The 243-nt window shown below is 60.1% G+C and carries 1 protein-coding gene; it reads right to left on the bottom strand.

Annotation, left to right across the window (positions count from 1 at the left end; all coding sequences use genetic code 11):
* Positions 1 to 2: 2 nt before the first annotated feature.
* The coding region (locus tag ABMC89_RS19025; RefSeq protein ID WP_439655681.1) for a TRAP transporter small permease subunit at positions 3 to 243 on the bottom strand (241 nt) is incomplete at its 5' end.

The raw sequence follows: 243 nt of genomic DNA, 5'->3' as shown, positions 1-243 counted from the left end.
GCTCATGCGGTTGCCTCGGCGGGATTCGGTTGCACAAGAAGCAGGGCTGCCCCGTGCAGAATGAAAAGTGTGCCACAGACCGGCACACAAAGATAAAGCGCTTCTATGGGAATCTGAAGCGCAGCACTCTTTTGCCCGGCCGTGCGTAGCACATACTGGATGCCTGCGGTCAGCGTGACCCAGCCGAACAGAACGGCTAAGGCGGCGACCCAGCGATTGGCCCAGCCTTGCAGGCGCACGAAA

Origin of the sequence: Sulfitobacter sp. HNIBRBA3233 (assembly GCF_040149665.1) — a bacterium.
Taxonomy (GTDB): domain Bacteria; phylum Pseudomonadota; class Alphaproteobacteria; order Rhodobacterales; family Rhodobacteraceae; genus Sulfitobacter; species Sulfitobacter marinivivus.
This window is presented reverse-complemented; position numbering and strand designations above follow the sequence as displayed.